Here is a 16,039-nt window from a genome sequence, read left to right on the forward strand (position 1 = left end):
CGCCAGATGGCGAACGCACTCAAGGAAGAGGCTCGCGCGCACCGCGACGAAGTGCGCCGTCGCGAGTGGCGCGAGAAGAGTATGTATCTCACCCGGGAGGAGGCGGCCGCTGGTCAGCCATGCCGCGGGTGTGGTCTGCCCGTGATTGACAACCTCGGGGACTGGCCCGGGACGATGTCGCCTGAGGAGCGCGACGAGTACGCCGCCGTGAAGACTCGGTACGAAGAGACGCATCCAGACTGTGGCTCCTACAGTTGGACGATGGCAGGCTCGCGGTCGAGGCACTGCGGCTTCTGCTGCCCGCCGATCCCGTTCTCCGACTCACAGCTCGCGGATGTCGCACGCATATTCATGAGTTCGAAGCCACGCGACGAGGACCTCGACATCTGGGAGCGCACACTCACCTGCGGGCACCGCATGCGGCGACCTGTCCACCACACCAACTCCGGACCGGACTTCTCGACCGAGCGGTGCGAGGAGTGCGAAACTACGCGCGGCGTGGTGTCTTCGGAGAAGGTCGTGGAGGCTGCCGCGCGGAAGTCCGAAGCCCAGCGCAAGCGCGACGAGCAGCTCGATCGAGCCGAACTGGAGCTAGCAAAGGCAGAGCAAGCCGCGAAGGAAGCCCACCGAAAGCTCGATGAACTTCGGGCGGGTAGCACTGACGAGTAAGTTGCGAGCACGTCGCCCCCACCTCTGGTCGAGCATCATGCCCCGTCAGCCCCGAGGCGCGGCTCACACCGTTCTCCAGGTCCGGCCATGGCTCCGGGGCTACTGGCATCGGACTGTAATACACCGCGCCGATGATGCGCGGGGGTGTCCCTGACGAGCACGACTGGTTGGCTGCACACTGGGGCCATGCGCCTTGATCCCACAGAGACGTTCGCTGGCGTACCTGCCCGGCAGGTACGCGACGCGCTGCGGCGCTGCGCCCATGACGACCAGGTCAACCCGGACTGGATCGCCTGGGCCGCTCGCTGCCCGGAGGAGAAGACCCGGAACTTCGTGGACGCGCTCATCGAGCGTGGGCTGATCGTCCGAGACGCTCGCGACGAAGAATGGGTCGAGGTGACCGAAGAAGGGCTGGCGTTCGCTCAGGCGACGCTCACCACCATTACCCGCAAGACTGCAGAGCGTGTCCTGGGCGAGCTTCTCGAGCGAGTGCGAGATGTGAACCACGATGAGGACGAACCGTTCCAGGTCGCGGAAATCGTCGTGTTCGGTTCCTACCTCACTGACGTCGAACGGCTCGGAGACGTGGACGTGGCGATCGAGATCGTGCGTGTCGGGCCGCTCCCACCGGGAGCTAACGTGTTCGCACCCCACGTTCCGGTGTGGCGTCGGCTGCAGAACCGGTCCCGCACGCTGTCCCTTGTCCACTTGGGTCAGCACCGCGAATGGCTCGCAGACAAACCGCACCAGGTCGTCCTCACCGCGCCCGAAGTTGTGGAACGAAGCGAGGCGTACCTGCGCTCGCTCAGGGCATCGTCGTGAGGGTGGAGGTGCCCGAGTCGCAGTCATGACCGGGGCGAACCGCGACGATGGGAGTTGTTCGCGCTGCAGCGCAAGAACCTCGAGCGGGCGGGGGCGGGCGGAGTACGACTCCGCGTGACCCGGGCACTCGTGGACGTCAAGGGGAAACCGCTCGCCTTCGGGCCGCCGAAGTCAGAGGCGGGCAAGCGTGGCGTCCACTTCCCGCCGCCCACCGCCCGGGCACTCCTTCTCCAGTTGGACAAGTCCACTGACCCGGATCCAGACGCACTTGTCTTTGGTGCGAGCACCGGGCGACCGCTCCGCGGCGGTCAACGAAGCCAGATGTTCTCTCGGGCCAAGTCCCGTGCTTGGGATGGCGCCGGAACTTCACTGGCACGACCTGCGCCACCTCGCCGGTCGCCGTCCCTGCGAGGCCCGGCCGGGTGGTGGACTACTCCTCGGCCGGGGCGTCGCCGTCGGCGACGAACGTGGCATGCGCTGCGACGATCTTCCACCCTGCTCGGTCGTCGTACGTCCACGTCCGGGTGTAGCGCATCCGGGCGGCCAGACGCTCACCGCCGAAGGTGCCCTCGAGAGCGCCGAGGAACAAGGTGACCCCGGTGCGGGCAGTCACCAGCACTCTGAGGTCCTCTTCCTCGACGCGACTCATCACCTGATAGCCGGATGCGTGCGCATCCAGGTCGTCCCGCTTGGACAGGACGCCCCCGTCCGGCCCGGTGAACAGAGCCATGTCGTCGATCAGGCCATCCAGGGTGTCGACGTCGGACGCGAGCTGGGCGGCCTGCAGGCGCCTCTCGGCTTGACGGAGGCTTTCAGCGTGGTCGGCGGTCATCATGGACACAGCGTGCCGAGCGGACATGCCCCACACCAGGAGATTCGCTCACGGCAGACGCCGCGGACCATGATGGCTACGGAGGTGAGAACGGGGACCGTTTGGAGCCCTGTTTGAGGAACGCTAGGTGCTCGGAACTGAGATTGTGGAGCCGAGTTTCAGGAGCGATCGGCGGGGGTCCGGGATTCCGCCGTGGGGGTCGATGATGGTTCCGTCCCGGCCGCTGTCAAGGCCCTGCGGCCCCTGCGGGGTGGCCTGCGGCCAGCCTGGACTCCGTCCGTGTCGTCACGCTCGAGCAGGGAGCGGCGCAATCCCTCATCGTGCGCGTCCCGGCGGGCGTCGGGTTCAGAACGGCGGGTCGTCGGGGTCGCGGTCCTCGTCGATGGCGGTGCCGCCGGCGCCGGGCTGCCAGCGGGGGTTGATGCTGCCGTCGAGCAGGAAGAAGTCTTCGGGCCAGGGTGCGAGGAATCCGTGCTCGTCCCACCAGCCGACGTAGTAGTCGGCCGCGGCGCGCTGGTCGTCGTTCCAGTGCTCGGGCACCGGCGAGAGTGAAACCATCACCGGTCTTGGGCCGGGGTGTCAGGGCTGCGAGAGTGCGCGAGACGGTAGGAGTCGGTGCCGGTCTCGATGATGGCGCCGTTGAACGTGAGCCGGTCTACGATCGCGGCGCAGAGGCGTGGGTCGGTGAAGGTCTTGGTCCAGCCGGCGAATGACTCGTTCGAGGCGATCGCGACCGAGGCTTTCTCCTCGCGTTCGGTCAGGACCTGGAACAACAGCTCGGCGCCGCGCCGGTCGAGCTCCATGTATCCCAGCTCGTCGATGCAGAGCAGGTCGACGCGTCCGTAGCGGGCGATGGTCTTGGTCAGGACCATGTCGTCGGCGGCCTCGGCCAGCTCGTTGGCGAGCTTGGTCGCCAGGGTGTACTTGACCCGGAAGCCGTTCATCGCGGCCTCCGTGCCCAGCGCGATGAGCAGGTGGGACTTGCCGGTCCCGGAGTCCCCGATCAGGCAGAGCGGCTCGCCGCGGCGGATCCAGTCGCACTTGGCCAGGGTGTTGACCGTCGCCGGGTCGATGTTCGGGTTGGCCTCGAAGTCGAACTCCCGCAGTGTCTTGATCCGGGGGAACGCGGCGGCCTTGATACGGCGTTCGGAGCGGCGGCGGGCGCGGTCGTCGCACTCGGCCATCGAGAGTTCGGCGAGGAACCCGCGGTAGGTCATCTGCTCGCGGGCGGCGGCGTCGGAGTTGGCTTCGAAGTGGGTGCGGATCGTGGGCAGGCGCAGCATCCGGCAGGCCTGGTCGATCGCGGCGTCGGCGGCTTCCTCGGTCATGCCGCGGCGCCGGGGCGTCGCCTTCTTCTCGGCCTTGGGCGTCGTGGCAGGTGGGGTCTGGGTGGCCATCACGGGCTCTCTTCCGGGTCAGTCGCCGGCCTGGTCGCGGCGTCGTCGCCGGCTGGGTAGCAGGTCGTCGTACTTGCTCATGTCTGGCATCGGGCGGGTGTCGTCGGGCAGGGGCTGGTGGCGCAGGCGTCGTTCGGTCAGCGAGGTCACGTTGCCCACCTGCCGGGCCAGCTGTGCCCGGTCGGGAAGCGGTGTTGGTTCGCCGGTGCGATGCTCCTCGGCGGCCTTGCGCGCTTCGAGGGCGACGGCGTCGGCGGTCATCGCTCCGACGGCCAGCGCGGCGGTGAGCCCTGCGACGACGTGTTCGTGGGCCATGTGCCGGTGCAGCAGCAGGACCTCGATCAGCGCGCGGGTGCCTTCGGCGTCGCCGTGCGCGCGGCGGACCGCGTCCCACCAAGCGTCGTGGACTGCGGTGAACCTGCCTGCGGCGCGTGCCTGTTCCAGCGCGGTCGCCCCGGGCATGGCGCCGGGCTTACGGATCAGGGCTTCGAGGTAGTGGTCCAGGTCCAAGCGGGCCTCCATCTTCCCCGGCAGTCGTTCGTGCCGGGCGATCTGGGTGCGGCCGTCGTAGACGGTCAGGTCCGAGGCGCGCAGCAGGATCGAGACCTTCCGGCTGGCGAACCGCACGGGCACCGAGTACCGGTTGGTGCGCACGTTGATCTGGGCGTAGCGGTCCACCCTCTGGTGGGACCACTTTCCGGTCTCGAACTCCTCGTCCGGCAAAGGTGCGAGCAAGGGCTGTTCGATGGCGAACATCTCCCCGACGGTCCGGGCCCGTCCGCCGATGCGGCGAGCGTCGTCGGATCGGTCCCAGGCGTCGACCATCTCGTTCAGCTCGGCCAGGGTGGCGACCTTGGGGACCGGGACGAAGTGGTTGCGGCGGAACCAGCCGACCTGGCCCTCGACCCCGCCCTTCTCGTGAGCGCCCTCCAGGCCGGGCTGGCAGTAGAACGCGTCCAGGCCGTAGTGGGAGCGGAACAGGGTCCAGCGTTCGGTCTCCTTGCGTGCCCTGGAGAAGCCCAGAACCTGAGCGATGGCGGCCTTGAGGTTGTCGTAGCGGACCTTGCCGACCGGCAGACCACCGAGGACCCTGAAGGCATGGACGTGTCCTTCCAGGAACGCCTCCTGCCCGCCCGAGGCGAAGACCTGGTGCGCCGCCTTGCCGGAGAACGACAACCGGAAGGAGAACAGCGAGCAGACCACCAGCTTCCCGGCCAGCTCGATCGTGACGTCACCGAAGTCGACCTCGGCCTCCGCGCCGGGCACGTGGGTCTGCGGGACGAACAACCTCGAGGGCCCCAGGCCCGCCTCGATCCGGACCTCCTCACGACGCATCGCGACGTACTTCTTGACGATGAAGTACGAGACGTCCGCGTCGTGCTCGTCCCGCAGCCGGTCGAAGATCCGCTTGGCGGTGTGACGCTGCTTGCGCGGGGCCTTCAGGTCCGCCCGCAGCCACTGGTCGACCAAGGGTTTGAACTGGTCCAGCCGAGACCCGCGGTCCGGCAGCGGGCGCCTGGGCTGCGGGAAGGCCGAGTCCAGTGCGGCCTCGACCGTCTCGAACGCGACGTGGTATTTGCGCTTCAGCGCACGCTTGGTCGTCCCAGCCCGGTAGTCCCGCCGGATCTGGGCGAACAACTGTGCCCGCGACTGCGCGGCCATCGATCGATCCGTCCGCTGCCCGATGCCCCCGCCGTCTCATCGTCCACCCGCCGATGGCATCGCGCGCGGCCGTTCCTGAAACTCGGCTCCACGAACTTCCGTCAGGACCGACCGTTCCTCAAACTCGGCTCCAAACGCTCTCGGAACTCACCTCCGTAGCCACCATGACTACGCCGACGCCGCGCGTCAAGTCGGAGCCCAGACGATCAAGGTGCCGCGGCTGTGTGCAGAACGTCACCTCAGCGGTGAGCTCGAGGTCCTGGTCGTGCGGTTCAGCCAAGACACCCTGCACCAGGCCAAACCCGGGCAGCGACCAGGTGCTCACGATCGACGACCTCGACGTCGCCCGCGAGCACATCCCCGCGCCGACGGCCTGCAGGTCCTGACCAGCACCCACCTCGCCAAGGCGCACGATCTGTCGGCGTGGACCATCACGGACCTCGGCAACGAGCGCCACCTCGTCCAGCATCCCGACCTGGCCGCCTGGTTCGCCCACCAGAACATTGGTGTTTATCGACCATTTTCATCGCGAATCCGACCCAGAGGCCGTACACATGGTCGGCGAGGGCCTGCGGCGGGTCGATACCGGCGACTCCATGCGGGCCCGCCCCCGCCCGTGGTCTTTCTGCCGATAGGTGTCGATCAGCGCCTCGGCGCCGGGCGATGCGCGCCGAACAAGTCGGCGCGACACCGGCGACGCGGTCGTCGCCGAAATGCACCAGAGCGGGATGACACAGGCCTGGCCCCCGCATCCCAGGCAGCAGGTAGTCCACCCGGATACGCCAGTGGCATGCGCTTCAGCGAAGTGTCTGGGTACCGATGACGGACAGCAGGTGCAGCTTCTCGTAGCTCTCGCTGCCGGGGATTGCGGTGTAGACCAGCAGTGCTTGGGCCTGTTCCGGGTCGACCAGCCGCTGGCACGTGAGCTCGAGGGCACCAACCTCGGGGTGGACGAAGTGCTTGACCTCGTGGGGGCGAACCCCGATCTCGTGGTCATCCCATACCCGTCGAAACTCCTCGCTGCGATCCAGGAGCAACTCGGCCAGGTGCGCTGCCCGGGAGTCGGGACCGCGGAGAGTGACCATCTCGCGCAGCCCCGCGACGTACATCCGGGTCAGGAACGGACGCTCCGCCGGCGCGTAGATCTGCCGGGCGGCGGGATCGGTGAACCAGCGGAAGCCCGAGCTGCGGGCGGGCCCGGTGTACTGGGTCGTATCTCCGGTGAGCGCGGCGCCCATCGGAGTCTGCCGCAGGGTCTCGCCGAGCTCGGTGACGATCTCTGCCGGTGTGTCGTCCAGCCGGTCGAGCACCCGCAGCAGGCCCGGGCTGATGTGCTCGCTGTAGCCACCTCTCGCAGGCGGGTTGTGCCCAGCGAGACGGAACAGGTGGTCGCGCTCGTCGATCGACATGTGCAGCCCCTGCGCGATCGAGGCGAGCATCTGCTGCGACGGCTGCGGGCCTCGTTCCCGCTCCAGACGGGAGTAGTAGTCGGCCGACATGTTGCACAGCGACGCGACCTCCTCGCGCCGTAGCCCGCTGGTCCTGCGCCGTTGGCCGCGCGGCAGGCCGACGTCTTCCGGTTGCAGTGCCTCTCGCCGGTTGCGGAGGAACTCCGCCAGCCCGGTGCGATCGATCATGACGCTCCTCCGTCTCGAGTACTGCCTCGTTTCTAGCGCTTACGGGCAGAGGTAGCCACGGCTTCTCGATCCCCCACTCCGAGCGGAGAGGCGACCGGGCGATCCTGTGATCGAGAGGTCCTGGATAGGCCTGTGCCGTGAGCCGAGAATCGAAGCCGTAGCCCGAGCACCCAGTTAACACTCAAGGAGTGAGCCCATGGCACGCACCCGAATCGACATCACCATCCCTGACCTGTCCGGAAAGCGCGCCCTCGTCACCGGCGCGAGCGACGGGATGGGGTTGGGGATAGCCACCCGGCTGGCCGCCGCCGGAGCGGAGGTGATCATGCCCGTCCGCAACCCGCGCAAGGGCGAGGCCGCGATTGCCAAGATCACGCAGGCGACACCCGGCGCGAACGTGTCGCTGCGCGAGCTCGATCTGTCGTCGCAGGAGTCGGTCGCCGCTCTGGGCCACACCCTGCGCGACGAGGACCAGCCGATCCACCTCCTCATCAACAACGCCGGCGTCATGACCCCGCCCGACCGGCAGACGACCACCGACGGGTTCGAGCTGCAGTTCGGCACCAACCACCTCGGCCACTTCGCCCTCGTCGGGCACGTGCTGCCCCTGCTCCGTGCCGGCCGAGCCCGCGTGACCTCACAGATCAGCATCGCCGCGAACCAGGGCTCCATCAACTGGGATGACCTGAACTGGGAACGTTCCTACAACGGCGCGGGTGCGTACAGCCAGTCGAAGATCGCGTTCGGACTCTTCGGCCTCGAGCTCGACCGGCGCAGCCAGGCGAACGGCTGGGGCATCACGAGCAACCTGTCCCACCCCGGCGTCGCACCGACGAACCTGCTCGCCGCACGCCCAGAACTCGGCCGCTCCCAGGAGACACCACGGCGCAGGCTGATCAGCTTCCTCTCCGAGCACGGGATCATCATGGGCACCGTCGAGACGGCGAAGCTGCCCGCCCTCATGGCCGCGACCTCACCCGACGCCAGGCGCGGCGGGCTCTACGGGCCGAGCGGGCCCGGGCACCTCGGCGGCCCGCCGGCCGAGCAGAAGATCTACTCCCGCCTGCGCAGCGCGGACGAAGCCGCACGCATCTGGGAGGTCTCCGAGCAACTGACCAAGACCGCCATCCCAGCCACCTGACGTCCCCCGCGCCGCTCGATACCGCGGCTGGCTCTGGTGACGAGCGCGGTCTTTCCGTGCAGGTCGGTCATGCGCCGGCTCCGCCGTCGACGGGGATGATCGCGCCGGTGACCATCGCGGCGCGATCGCTCAGCAGCCACGCAGCGACCTCGGCGACCTCACGGGGCTCGGCCATACGACCCATCGGGGTCGCCGCGTTGTTCGCCTCGATGATGCCGGGGGTGGCTTCGTCCCAGGCCTGCATCATTTCGGTGGCGGTGCCGCCGGGGGTGATGCCGTTGACGCGAATGCCCTCGGGCGCCCAGGTGACGGCGGCCGTCTCGGTGATGCTGTTCAGCGCTCGCTTCATCGCCCCGTAGGCGGGAAGGAACGGGTTCGCACGACGGCTGCCGATGCTCGAGGTATTCACGATCGCCCCGCCTCCGGACTTGCGCATGAGCACGACCTCGGCGTTCATCGCGGTCCAGTGCGCACGGAAGTTCACTGCGAACTGCTCCTCGACGTCGTCGTCGCTCGTGGTGTCGAGCGGGCCTGTCTGCTGTTGCATGGTGCCGCCATTGTTGAAGGCACCGTCGAGGCGACCGTGCAGCTCCTCGACCCGGCTGACGGCCGCACGGATGCTGTCCCGGTCCGCGAGATCCACCGTGACGGCATCGGCCGTGCCGCCGTCGGCTCGGATGTCAGTCACGATGCGGTCCAGGGTGGCGGTGCTACGGGCGGCGAGGACGACGGCTGCGCCGTCGTTCGCGAAGAGGCGGGCGGCCGCCGCGCCGATGCCACGGCTGGCACCGGTAATGAAGATGACCTTGTCGGCCAGCGGGCCGACCAGCGAGGTGTCGATGTTGTGTGTCATGGCTCCAGCGTCGGCTGGTCGCCGATCCGGATGCAGGCACAATCAGTACCAGCCTCCGTCTCCGCACGGCGCGCACACTTGGGGCATGAACAAGCAAGACCTCGCTGCGTTCCTCCGCAGCCGACGCGAACGGCTGCACCCGCAGGACGTCGGCCTGCCCTCTGGTCCCCGGCGTCGCACCCCGGGTCTACGCCGCGAGGAGGTCGCAGTCCTCGCGCACATCTCCACCGAGTACTACGTCCGCCTCGAGCAGGGCCGCGCGCCGCGCCCGTCGGCCGACGTACTGGCCGGGATCGGCCGAGCCCTGCGGCTCACCGACGCCGAAGCCGACCACCTGCACACCCTCGCCGGGACCGCGCCGAACCGCACCAGCTTGCATCGGCGCGACGTGCGCCCGAGCATCCTCGCGCTCCTGGAGCGGCTCCCACATACCGCGGGATTCGTGATGTCCGCTGCATTCGACGTGCTCGCCTGGAACGATCTCGCCGCGGCGCTCATGGAGAACTTCGCCGACCGCAGCCCCGAGGACCGTAACCTCGCACGGCGGGCCTTCTTGTCCCCGCCTTCCGCTGAGGAGCCGTTGTACGGGATCTCGGACGCCACCGAGTTCCGGCAGCAGCTCGTCATGGAGTTGCGCGCCACTCTCGCCCGCTATCCCTCCGACCCTGCCATCACCGGACTCATCGACGAGCTCCGCGCTGGCAGCACCGACTTCACCCGCCTCTGGGATCGCAACGACGTGCAGCCCGCGCCCATGCTCACCAAGACGTTCCGGCACCCGATCGTTGGAGAGATTACTCTCGACTGCGACACCCTCCACCTCGCCGACCGCGACCAGCACCTCGTGCTCTACAGCACTCCCGCAGGCTCGGCTGCTGCTGAGTCCCTCGCCTTCCTGGACGCGCTCGGCACTGAAGGGATCAAGTCGCACGGGCTCTGATCTCGCTCGGCAAGAGGGCCGTCATCACAGTGGGAGCCCCGCGGTACGCCCAGCGCGGCGGGACAGTTCGGCGAAAGCGTCACGCAGCGCAGGGGGACCGGTGACTTCGATCTCCGTGTCGAACCGGGCCAGCGTGGCGGCCAGGGCGGCCCAGGACCACGACCCGATCAGCAGCCTGGTCCGGTCGGGGCCGAGCTCCTCGACGAACCCGTCGCCGGCGAACGGAGCCACCTTCGCGGCGGGCAGCTCGAGGATCGCCTCGCCCTGACATGGCCACTCGTTCGTACTCCCGGACCCTTTGAAGCGGGCGGACAAGAACGTAGCAACATCGCCGCCTGGCACCTGTCGGGGTGTGAAACGCGGCCCGTTCGGAATGCGGAGGGTCATCCGGTCGACGCGGAAGATTCGCCAGTCGCTCCGTTCCGGGACCCATCCGACGAGGTACCAACGCCCCTGATGGACCACGAGGTGGTGGGGCTGTATCCGCCGAGCCGGCTGCGGGACGTCGCCGTCCGGTCGTCCTGGCGAGCGGTAGTCGAACCGCACTTCCTCCAAGGATCGGATGGCAGCGCTCAGCGCGAGCAGCACATCGGTGCCCGCCTGGACGCTGCCCCCGTGCCCGGCTGAGTCGACCGCAGTGATCTCCAGGGCGTCGACGCGCTGCCGCAACCGCGAGGGCAGAACCTGACGAACCGTGGCCAGGGCTCGTGCGGCAGCCTCTTCGATGCCTGCTCCGGTCCCTACGGCGATCCGCAACGCCACGGCAAGCGCGACCGCTTGTTCGTCGTCGAACAGCAACGGCGGCAGCTCACTACCTGCTTCGAGCCGGTAACCGCCATCCGGCCCCCTGACCGCTTGGACGGGGTAGCCGAGCTCGCGCAGCCGGTCGACGTCGCGGCGCACGGTTCGTTCGCTGACGCCGAGGCGGTGGGCGAGCTGCTCCCCGGGCCAATCCCGGCGGGCCTGCAGCAAGGACAGCAGGGAGAGCAGGCGACCGGAGGTCGCCATCGAAGTAGCGATCGGCATGTTTACCACCCTGTCACGAGTACCGGACGTTCCCTGACCGGAACTAGTGACAGATTCAGCCTCATCGCCGGAAACCTCCAGCGACGACTCTCAGCTGAGAAGGACCACAGCACCATGGCAATCAACACAGTCGCCCACCTGAACTTCCAAGGCCAGGCCCGCGCCGCCCTCGAGTTCTACCACTCCGTCTTCGGCGGACAGCTCACCGTCACGACCTACGGCGACTTCGGCATGCCCGCCGAGCTGCCCGGCGCCACCAACGTGGTGTTCGGCCAGGTCGTCGCCGACAACGGCTTCCGAATCATGGCCTATGACGTCCCCGGCCCGGACGCACCTGTCGCCCAGGGCACGCCCACAACCCACCGCGAGAACGGCGTCACCATCACCAAGGAGCCGTTCTTCCTCTCCGTCCGCGGCGAGACAGTCGACGAGGTCGGCGCGCTGTGGGAGGGACTGGCCGAGGACGCCACCGTCATCGAGCCCTACGCGCCGGCACAGTGGGCGCCCGCCTTCGGGATGCTGACCGATCGCTTCGGCATCACCTGGATCCTCGACGTCGCGGCCGAGTACACCCCGGCCTGACGGCTCTCCCCCGACACTGCCCCGGGGTGCGGCCCAACCGGGCCGCGCCCCGCCCCCACCACCCTGGTGACCTGCCAGGGAGACGAGCACCATGCAGGAGGCAACCATGCACACTCGACCACTCGGACGCACCGGTATCCAGGCCAGTCCTTACGCACTGGGCACTATGCGGTTCGGGCAAGCAGGCAACCCGGACCATGACGAGTGCGTACGCATCATCCACCGCGCGCTCGACGCCGGGATCAACATCATCGACACCGCGGACGTCTACGGGGGTGGCGATGGTGAGTCCGAACAGATCGTCGGGAAGGCTCTTCGGGGCCATCGCCGGGACGAGGTGGTCCTGGCCACCAAGGTCAACGGCCCCATGGGGCCGGGACCCAACCAGCGTGGCAACTCCCGCCGCTGGATCGTGTCGGCCGTCGAGGCGTCCCTGCGCCGGCTCGGTGTCGACCACATCGATCTGTACCAGATCCACCACCCCGATCCAGACACCGACATCGAGGAGACCTTGAGCGCGCTGACCGACCTGCTCAGCTCGGGCAAGGTGCGGGCCATCGGTCACTCCAACCTGCCCGCCTCCGAGATCGTCCAGGCGCAGTGGGTCTCCGAGGAGCGTGGGCTGGCCAGGTTCCGTACCGAGCAGCCGCACTACTCGATCCTTAACCGAGGCGCCGAGCGGGAGATCTTCCCGGTCTGCCAGACCTACGGCCTGGGCACCCTGATATGGAGCCCGATGGCGATGGGGCTGCTCACCGGCCGCTACCGCAAGCGCGGCGGCGAGACGGCGTCCGCCGCCCACCTGCAGTGGGTGCCGGGGCACATGACCGACGAGCGCAAGCTCGACGCCGTCGAGGCACTCCTGCCGGTCGCCGAGCAGGTCGGGATCCCCCTGCCCCACCTCGCGCTGGCGTTCGTCACCGCCCACCCCGCGGTCACCTCGGCGATCATCGGGCCTCGCACGATGGACCAGCTGGACGACCTCCTTGCAGGGGCTGCCACCGTCCTCGACGACGACCTCCTCGACCGGATCGACCAGATCGTGCCACCGGGAACCGACGTAGGACCGATGGACCTCGCGTACGCGCCACCACCCCTGCAGCGTCCCGAGCTGCGCCGCCGCGCCGCCGACGACCGTGCCGTCGCCTGACCATCCGGGCGGTAGGACGAGGCCCCAGGGCATCGTCAGTGAAGGGATGAACGCATGAACGAACAACCGCTGCTGATTCCGGACGCCGCAGGCTGGCGAGCATGGCTCGACACCAACGAGCGCTCCTCGGACGGGGTGTGGCTGGTGCTCGCGAAGAAGGGTGCGGCCTCTCCGACGGCCGTCACGTACGCCCAGGCCTTGGACGAGGCGCTGTGCAGCGGCTGGATCGACGGCCAGAAGCGACGACGGGATGCCGGTACGTTCCTCCAGCGGTTCACGCCGCGGCGGCGTGATTCGATCTGGTCGCAGCGAAACGTCGGGCTGGTGACAGCCCTGGCCGAGCAGGGCCGAATGCGACCACGGGGCCAGGCAGAGGTCGAGCGGGCCCAGCTCGACGGCCGATGGGAACGGGCCTACGCGGGTTCGGCGACCGCGGAGATGCCCGAGGACCTTGCGGCCGCACTTGCCGCATCCCCGGGCGCCGCCGCGCGCTTCGCTGCCCTGACTGCGGGCGCACGCTATTCGCTGCTCCTGTCGATCATGACAGCCACGCCGGCCATACGGGACCAACGTATCTCTGCCCTCATCCGACGACTCGACAGCGCCGAACCCAACGGTCGCATCGCAGGTCGCGACAGCAACGGGCGTGGAAGAAATTGAAGCCCCCTCCGCCAGGACAGCGGTTGTGCCCCTGATAGTGGTGCAACGCGGTCGGCGTGATCGTCTCGAGGAGACGAAGTGCGGCCACCGCGTGATCCTTCGAGTGAACGTCTCAAGCACTCTCGAACGGAGCATCACGATGACCGCACCGTCTACTATCGACCCCGCCGGTCCTGACAACTGGGATGGATCCGCCACATCCCGGGTGACGGACATGGAATCCTCAGCCTGGCTGCCCCTCGGGAGTCGTGTCGAGAACGATCGTCGCCCTACCTCGTCGCAAGCCAGGGCCGCCGAGAACCGGGGACGATTTCATCGTTGTCAGAGGATCGGACGGTCGAACGGGGCGGGCTCGTCAAGTCGGTGGAGCATGAGTGCGATGGTGAGCCGTGCGCGTCCGGTCCCGGTCTTTGGGTCGTAGCCGAGGATGGTCGGTAGCCGGTTGAGGCGTTCGGTGATCGTGGAGTGGTGCAGGCCGGAGACGGCGGCAACCCTGCGCAGGCTACCGCCGTCAGCTACTGCGGCGAGCTCGTCGGTCGTCCACCGATTCTTCAGGGCGCGGCGCACGCGGTCGAGTTCATCGGCGCCAATGCCGGCGGCAGAGGGTTGCAACGGCACGAGCAGGGATCCGAGGCTGTCCGCCTCGAACGGCCGAATATTGTCGCTGAGCCGGAGAGCTACAGTGGCACGCCACCACGATTCGTGTATCCCGTAACCGTCGGTAGCGGTCCCGATGCCGCCCGCCTGATTCCACGTGAAGCCGCTCCGTGCGATGACGCCGCGCACACGGCCCCATGGAGTCTCGACCAGCGTCTGCGGCCAACCCGGTGGTGGCAAGACGTCCAGCGGGAGCGCAAGGGTTCGGAATACGCCGTTGGGCTCGAGCCTCAGCTTCCCGAGCGCGGCGGTTCGAGAGCCGAGATCCTCGCCTGGAAGCGGCGGTGAGAGCAGAATGGTCACTGCCGAGCGCGATGCACCGTCCTCGACCTGCATAGCGCTCACGGCGAGCGCGAGGGCTAGCCGATCGAGCACCATCGATGCGGTCGCTACGCTCGCCTCGTTGAGTTCCATCCAGACGATCGCTCCGTCCGCCGTCTCGGAGACGATCGCTTCCATACTCCTCGGGGTAGGCGTCCCCTCTGAGCCGGACGGCAGGAACGTACGAGCTTGACCGTCCTTCTCGTACCCGACTTTCGTTCGCGCGAGGACGGCGGCTTCCTTCAGCAGGGCAGTCGTGCCCGCACGGGCGCTCACGAGTCGGTCGAAATACTCGATCACGCGCAATGCATCGCTCGCCGCCGGATCGAGGTCGACCAATTTGCCGAACAGCTCCCTCATGGGCCCCTCCATCCCGGCGGCCGAGCGGCGCCGGAGCGACACATCCCCGTGTACCCCGCGGCTCCTCCGTGCCTTTCTCGGACGATACACCCGACAATCGTCGGGGTCTTGGCCTGGAAGTGCGTTCGAGCGTCGGTGTACCAGACCTGAAGTGACTGAGACGATGGATTCACGATCACACCGGCGTGATCATCTGAGGAGACTCGATGAGCGAGATGAAGGCGTTTGAAGCGGCGACGACGGCCCCTCGGACGAAGCGGATCCGGCCCGCAGCGCCGCAGAGCGTGAGCGAGCAGGCGCAGCGAATGCTCTCCTTGCCGGACGCGATGTCCACACCGTCGTACCCGGATCACACCGACACATCGGGTTGGCTCGCTCTGGTCGAGTCGATCGACAACGTGGTCCGTCCGTTCTACGAGGTCACGATGCCGCCTCGTGAGTCATTCACAGTGACCGAGTCGCGCGTCGGGCAGATCTCGAACTATGTGATCCGTCCGCTGCATGTCGCCGAGGAAGCGAGTACGCCGATCTTCATCGAGATCCACGGCGGCGGACTCTACGCAGGCGGCGGGGAACTGGCATGGATGGCCGGAGCTGCCCACGCGGTCGACCGAGCGGGCCTCACCTGGGCGCCCGACTACCGGATGCCTCCGCTGCATCCGTTCCCGACAGCGCTTGACGACCTGCTCGAGGTCTATCGTGCAGCACTAGAGCTGTGCCACCCATCGCAGATCCTCGTCAGCGGCGCATCCGGTGGCGGCAACCTGGCGGCCGCACTGATCTTGCGGATCAAGGATGCCGGGCTTCCAGTACCGGCAGCACTCGTGCTCCTCACGCCCGAAGTCGACCTGACAGAATCCGGCGACTCATTCCTGGTCAACGACGGCATCGATAATCTGCTCACCTCACTCATGCCGGTGAACCTGCTCTACGCGAACGGCGTCGACCTCGCTCATCCACACGTTTCTCCCCTGTTCGGAGATCTGAGCGGCTTCCCCCCGACGCTTCTGCAGAGTGGCACGCGCGACCTGTTTCTCTCGAACACGGTCCGCATGCACCGAGCGCTTCTGGCGACCGGAACCGAAGCGGAGCTTCACATCTGGGAAGCGATGCCGCACGGTGGATTCGGCGGCACCACGCCCGAGGACGACGAGCTCAGAGCTGAGGTCCGCAGGTTCGAAGCCATCCAGCTCGCACGCGCTTCCGCGACCCCTCGTGAGGACTACGAGGCGAGCTGACGCAGCGGCGAACGCGCGCAAACTCGTCCATCCGATACCCGTTCCGCGTGCACGTCCTGCACGTGTTTTAGACGGTCGCGGGGGATGTCCAT

17 protein-coding genes are annotated in these 16,039 nt (G+C 67.9%); 8 read left to right on the forward strand and 9 right to left on the reverse strand.

Features of this window, described 5'->3' with window-relative positions:
- Window positions 1-6 precede the first annotated feature (6 nt).
- Both ACFS27_RS22990 and ACFS27_RS22995 read left to right on the forward strand, forming a co-directional pair.
- Window positions 7-669, forward strand: coding sequence for a hypothetical protein (locus ACFS27_RS22990; RefSeq protein WP_377188041.1), 663 nt, complete (start codon window positions 7-9; stop codon window positions 667-669).
- Between the two features lie 186 nt (window positions 670-855).
- A complete protein-coding gene (locus ACFS27_RS22995) occupies window positions 856-1,491 on the forward strand; it encodes a hypothetical protein (protein WP_377188044.1) in 636 nt (211 codons plus the stop codon).
- Between the two features lie 430 nt (window positions 1,492-1,921).
- Here ACFS27_RS22995 and ACFS27_RS23000 read toward each other — a convergent pair whose 3' ends face one another.
- The 6 genes from ACFS27_RS23000 to ACFS27_RS23025 form a co-directional block, all read right to left on the reverse strand.
- Window positions 1,922-2,326 carry a nuclear transport factor 2 family protein gene (locus ACFS27_RS23000; protein WP_377188047.1) on the reverse strand — a complete coding sequence of 135 codons (405 nt, stop codon included), beginning with the start codon at window positions 2,324-2,326 and terminating at the stop codon, window positions 1,922-1,924.
- A gap of 342 nt (window positions 2,327-2,668) precedes the next feature.
- On the reverse strand, window positions 2,669-2,863 hold the full coding sequence (locus ACFS27_RS23005) for a hypothetical protein (protein WP_377188049.1): 195 nt from the start codon (window positions 2,861-2,863) through the stop codon (window positions 2,669-2,671).
- Between the two features lie 17 nt (window positions 2,864-2,880).
- A complete protein-coding gene (istB, locus tag ACFS27_RS23010) occupies window positions 2,881-3,720 on the reverse strand; it encodes an IS21-like element helper ATPase IstB (protein WP_377188052.1) in 840 nt (279 codons plus the stop codon).
- 18 nt (window positions 3,721-3,738) lie between these two features.
- A complete protein-coding gene (gene istA, locus ACFS27_RS23015) occupies window positions 3,739-5,382 on the reverse strand; it encodes an IS21 family transposase (protein ID WP_377188055.1) in 1,644 nt (547 codons plus the stop codon).
- A gap of 118 nt (window positions 5,383-5,500) precedes the next feature.
- The gene (locus tag ACFS27_RS23020) at window positions 5,501-5,851 is read right to left on the reverse strand and encodes a hypothetical protein (RefSeq protein ID WP_377188058.1); all 351 of its coding nucleotides are present in this window, start codon (window positions 5,849-5,851) and stop codon (window positions 5,501-5,503) included.
- 328 nt (window positions 5,852-6,179) lie between these two features.
- Entirely contained in the window at window positions 6,180-7,019 is an 840-nt protein-coding gene (locus ACFS27_RS23025) for a helix-turn-helix transcriptional regulator (protein WP_377188061.1), read from the reverse strand.
- Window positions 7,020-7,215: 196 nt separating this feature from the next.
- On the opposite strand from ACFS27_RS23025, the gene ACFS27_RS23030 reads away from it, so the two are divergent.
- On the forward strand, window positions 7,216-8,160 hold the full coding sequence (locus ACFS27_RS23030) for an SDR family oxidoreductase (protein WP_377188064.1): 945 nt from the start codon (window positions 7,216-7,218) through the stop codon (window positions 8,158-8,160).
- Window positions 8,161-8,227: 67 nt separating this feature from the next.
- Here ACFS27_RS23030 and ACFS27_RS23035 read toward each other — a convergent pair whose 3' ends face one another.
- A complete protein-coding gene (locus ACFS27_RS23035) occupies window positions 8,228-9,013 on the reverse strand; it encodes an SDR family NAD(P)-dependent oxidoreductase (RefSeq protein WP_377188067.1) in 786 nt (261 codons plus the stop codon).
- Between the two features lie 85 nt (window positions 9,014-9,098).
- Between ACFS27_RS23035 and ACFS27_RS23040 the strand changes: the two genes are divergently transcribed.
- A complete protein-coding gene (locus ACFS27_RS23040) occupies window positions 9,099-9,953 on the forward strand; it encodes a helix-turn-helix transcriptional regulator (protein ID WP_377188070.1) in 855 nt (284 codons plus the stop codon).
- Between the two features lie 24 nt (window positions 9,954-9,977).
- On the opposite strand, the gene ACFS27_RS23045 is transcribed toward ACFS27_RS23040, so the two are convergent.
- Complete coding sequence (locus ACFS27_RS23045; protein WP_377188073.1) at window positions 9,978-10,979, reverse strand: helix-turn-helix transcriptional regulator; 1,002 nt, start codon at window positions 10,977-10,979, stop codon at window positions 9,978-9,980.
- 114 nt (window positions 10,980-11,093) lie between these two features.
- Here ACFS27_RS23045 and ACFS27_RS23050 point away from each other — a divergent pair, with 114 nt between their 5' ends.
- The 3 genes from ACFS27_RS23050 to ACFS27_RS23060 all read left to right on the forward strand — a co-directional run bounded on the left by ACFS27_RS23050 (window position 11,094) and on the right by ACFS27_RS23060 (window position 13,371).
- Entirely contained in the window at window positions 11,094-11,561 is a 468-nt protein-coding gene (locus ACFS27_RS23050; RefSeq protein WP_377188075.1) for a VOC family protein, read from the forward strand.
- A 106-nt stretch (window positions 11,562-11,667) separates the two neighbouring features.
- Window positions 11,668-12,711 (forward strand): aldo/keto reductase, encoded by a 1,044-nt coding sequence (locus ACFS27_RS23055; protein WP_377188078.1) that lies wholly within the window; start codon window positions 11,668-11,670, stop codon window positions 12,709-12,711.
- 54 nt (window positions 12,712-12,765) lie between these two features.
- On the forward strand, window positions 12,766-13,371 hold the full coding sequence (locus ACFS27_RS23060; RefSeq protein ID WP_377188081.1) for a YdeI/OmpD-associated family protein: 606 nt from the start codon (window positions 12,766-12,768) through the stop codon (window positions 13,369-13,371).
- A 321-nt stretch (window positions 13,372-13,692) separates the two neighbouring features.
- Here the strand turns inward: ACFS27_RS23060 and ACFS27_RS23065 are convergent, their stop codons facing one another.
- Entirely contained in the window at window positions 13,693-14,709 is a 1,017-nt protein-coding gene (locus ACFS27_RS23065) for a helix-turn-helix domain-containing protein (protein ID WP_377188084.1), read from the reverse strand.
- Between the two features lie 206 nt (window positions 14,710-14,915).
- On the opposite strand from ACFS27_RS23065, the gene ACFS27_RS23070 reads away from it, so the two are divergent.
- Window positions 14,916-15,947, forward strand: coding sequence for an alpha/beta hydrolase (locus ACFS27_RS23070; protein ID WP_377188087.1), 1,032 nt, complete (start codon window positions 14,916-14,918; stop codon window positions 15,945-15,947).
- Window positions 15,948-16,039: the final 92 nt, after the last annotated feature.

The organism is Promicromonospora vindobonensis, from assembly GCF_042685865.1.
GTDB lineage: Bacteria > Actinomycetota > Actinomycetes > Actinomycetales > Cellulomonadaceae > Promicromonospora > Promicromonospora vindobonensis.